The organism is Variovorax sp. 01T439_2, from assembly GCF_056398445.1.
The window spans coordinates 1-3,043 of sequence record NZ_JBFTPJ010000724.1 but is presented as its reverse complement, the minus strand read 5'-3'; the positions used below and the strand labels follow the sequence as shown (position 1 = coordinate 3,043).

Below are 3,043 nucleotides of genomic sequence, written 5' to 3'. Positions count from 1 at the left end.
CGGCAACATCGTCATCAAGGGCACCGCGCGCAAGGTGCGGCGGCTCTATCACGGCAAGGTGCTCGCGGGCTTTGCCGGCGCCACGGCCGACGCCTTCACGCTCTTCGAGCGCTTCGAGGCCAAGCTCGAAAAGCACCAGGGGCACCTCACGCGCGCCGCCGTCGAACTCACCAAGGACTGGCGCACCGACCGCGTGCTGCGCAAGCTCGAGGCCATGCTGGCCGTGGCCGACGCCACCACCTCGCTCATCATCACCGGCAACGGCGACGTGCTGGAGCCCGAGGACGGCGTGATCGCCATCGGCTCCGGCGGCGCCTATGCGCAGTCCGCCGCCAAGGCGCTGATCGACAACACTGACCTCACTGCCGAACAAATTGTGCGCAAATCGCTGGCGATAGCCGGTGAAATCTGCATTTACACGAATATGAACCACACGGTGGAAGCGCTCTGACCATGTCYATGACCCCGCAGGAAATCGTCTCCGAGCTCGACAACCACATCGTCGGCCAGCCCGCCGCCAAGCGCGCCGTGGCCATTGCGCTGCGCAACCGCTGGCGCCGCCAGCAGGTCGAGGAAAAGCTGCGCACCGAGATCACGCCCAAGAACATCCTCATGATCGGCCCCACGGGCGTGGGCAAGACCGAGATCGCGCGCCGCCTTGCGCGCCTGGCGGATGCGCCGTTCATCAAGGTGGAGGCCACCAAGTTCACCGAGGTGGGTTATGTCGGCAAGGACGTCGATTCGATCGTTCGCGACTTGGCCGAGATCGCCGTCAAGCAGACGCGCGAGGCCGAAAGCGCCAAGGTGCGCGCGCGCGCCGAGGACGCCGCCGAAGACCGCATCCTCGACGTGCTGCTGCCGCCTGCGCGCGGTGCCGAGGGCGCCACGCCGGCGCTGGACGGCCCCAACCCCACGCGCCAGGCCTTCCGCAAGAAGCTGCGCGAGCACCAGCTCGACGACAAGGAGATCGAGCTCGACCTGGCCGAAGCCCGCGCGCCGCTCGAGATCATGGGTCCGGCCGGCATGGAGGAAATGACCGAGCAGCTGCGCGGCATGTTCGGCCAGCTCGGCGGCGGCAAGCGCAAGACGCGCAAGCTCAAGATCGCCGAGGCGATGCGCCTCCTGATCGACGAGGAAGCCGCCAAGCTGGTCAACGAGGACGAGATCCGCACGCAGGCCATCACCAACGCCGAGCAGAACGGCATCGTCTTCATCGACGAGATCGACAAGGTCGCCACGCGCAGCGAGGCCCAGGGCTCCGACGTGTCGCGCCAGGGCGTGCAGCGCGACCTGCTGCCGCTGGTCGAGGGCACGGCCGTGAGTACCAAGTACGGCGTGGTGCGCACCGACCACATGCTCTTCATCGCGAGCGGCGCCTTCCACCTGAGCAAGCCCAGCGACCTGATCCCCGAACTGCAGGGGCGCTTTCCGATCCGCGTCGAGCTGCAGTCGCTCTCGGTGTCCGATTTCGAGAGCATCCTCACGCAGACCCGCGCCTCGCTCGTGAAGCAGTACCAGGCGCTGCTCGCCACCGAAGGCGTCACGCTCGAATTCACGCCCGAAGGCGTGAACCGCCTGGCCACCATCGCGTACGAGGTCAACGAGCGCACCGAGAACATCGGCGCACGCCGTTTGTCGACCGTGATGGAGCGTCTGCTGGATGAGGTAAGCTTCGACGCGACCCGCATCGAGGGGCAGACCATCCGCATCGATGCCGCCTATGTCGACGAGCGCCTTGCGGCACTAAGTCACGACGAAGATCTTTCGCGCTTCATCCTCTGAAGCCCGCTTTGCGGCCCCTGTAACGGCGGCCGCGCTTCACGCATCACATTCATTGCGTGAGCTAAGTGCTTAATTCTCAACGAAATTCACCGATTTCCAGGTTTGGAAATCGGCGCTAAGTCGTTGATTCCATTACAAAAAATAGCACCAACGGCCAGTTGCGTCTGAAGTGTTTCCTGCTACAGTGCAAAAAAGTGCAGTTAAGTGGGAAAAAGTGCGGGTGGTGCCTCTTTCAGGTGCCGCGGCATTCCCAATACAGGGGTTCTGGTCGTGTTTCAAGGCGCTTCATCGCTCAGTCTGGATGCCAAGGGGCGGCTCTCCGTGCCGACCCGGCATCGCGACGTCCTGAGCGCCACGGCGGGCGGCCAGCTCACGATCACCAAGCATCCGCACGGCTGCCTCATGGTGTTCCCGCGTCCCGAGTGGGAGAAATTCAGGGAGCGCATCGCCGCGCTGCCGATGTCGGCACAGTGGTGGAAGCGCGTCTTCCTCGGCAACGCCATGGACGTGGAGATGGACGGCACCGGGCGCATCCTGGTGTCGCCCGAACTGCGTGCCGCCACGGGCATCGTGCGCGACACGCTGCTCCTGGGCATGGGCAACCACTTCGAGCTCTGGGACAAGGCGACCTACGAGGCCAAGGAGGCCGAGGCCACCCAGGGCGAGATGCCGGATGTGTTTCAGGACTTCGCGTTCTGAGGACCGACGTGAACACTCCATGGACCCATACGACCGTCTTGCTGAACGAAGCGGTGGAAGCCCTTCTTTCCGGCAGCACGGCAGCCACCGGCACCTACGTGGATGCGACCTTCGGGCGCGGAGGGCATGCGCGCGCGATCCTCGCGCGGCTGGCACCGGAAGGCAGGCTGATCGCATTCGACAAGGATGCGGAAGCGGTGGCCGAAGCAGCGCGCATCTCGGATGCGCGTTTTTCCATCCGGCACCAGGGATTCCGTTCGCTGGGCGAATTGCCCGATGCCAGCGTGGCGGGTGTGCTGATGGACCTGGGCGTGAGTTCGCCGCAAATCGACAACCCGGTGCGCGGTTTCAGTTTTCGTTTCGACGGTCCGCTCGACATGCGCATGGACACCACGCGCGGCGAGAGCGTGGCCGATTGGCTGGCAACGGCCGAACTCCAGCAGATTGCAGAGGTGATCCGTGACTATGGCGAAGAACGGTTTGCTGTTCAGATTGCAAAGGCGATTGTTGCTCGCAGACAAGAACGGGGCGCAATTTCAACCACCACCGAACTGGCCGAGCT

Annotated in this window: 4 protein-coding genes; all 4 read left to right on the top strand. The window is 64.5% G+C overall.

What is annotated here, in order from left to right; translation table 11 throughout:
- Positions 1 to 451: ATP-dependent protease subunit HslV (gene hslV, locus AC1DOC_RS26670; RefSeq protein WP_478130827.1), on the top strand; the 451-nt coding region annotated here is incomplete at its 5' end.
- Between the two features lie 2 nt (positions 452 to 453).
- Positions 454 to 1,782 carry an ATP-dependent protease ATPase subunit HslU gene (gene hslU / locus AC1DOC_RS26665; protein ID WP_012746059.1) on the top strand — a complete coding sequence of 443 codons (1,329 nt, stop codon included), beginning with the start codon at positions 454 to 456 and terminating at the stop codon, positions 1,780 to 1,782.
- Positions 1,783 to 2,052: 270 nt separating this feature from the next.
- Positions 2,053 to 2,481: a division/cell wall cluster transcriptional repressor MraZ gene (gene mraZ, locus AC1DOC_RS26660; protein ID WP_012746060.1), complete on the top strand. Its 429-nt coding sequence runs from the start codon at positions 2,053 to 2,055 to the stop codon at positions 2,479 to 2,481.
- A gap of 8 nt (positions 2,482 to 2,489) precedes the next feature.
- A partial coding sequence (gene rsmH / locus AC1DOC_RS26655; RefSeq protein WP_478130826.1) for a 16S rRNA (cytosine(1402)-N(4))-methyltransferase RsmH occupies positions 2,490 to 3,043 on the top strand: 554 nt, incomplete at its 3' end.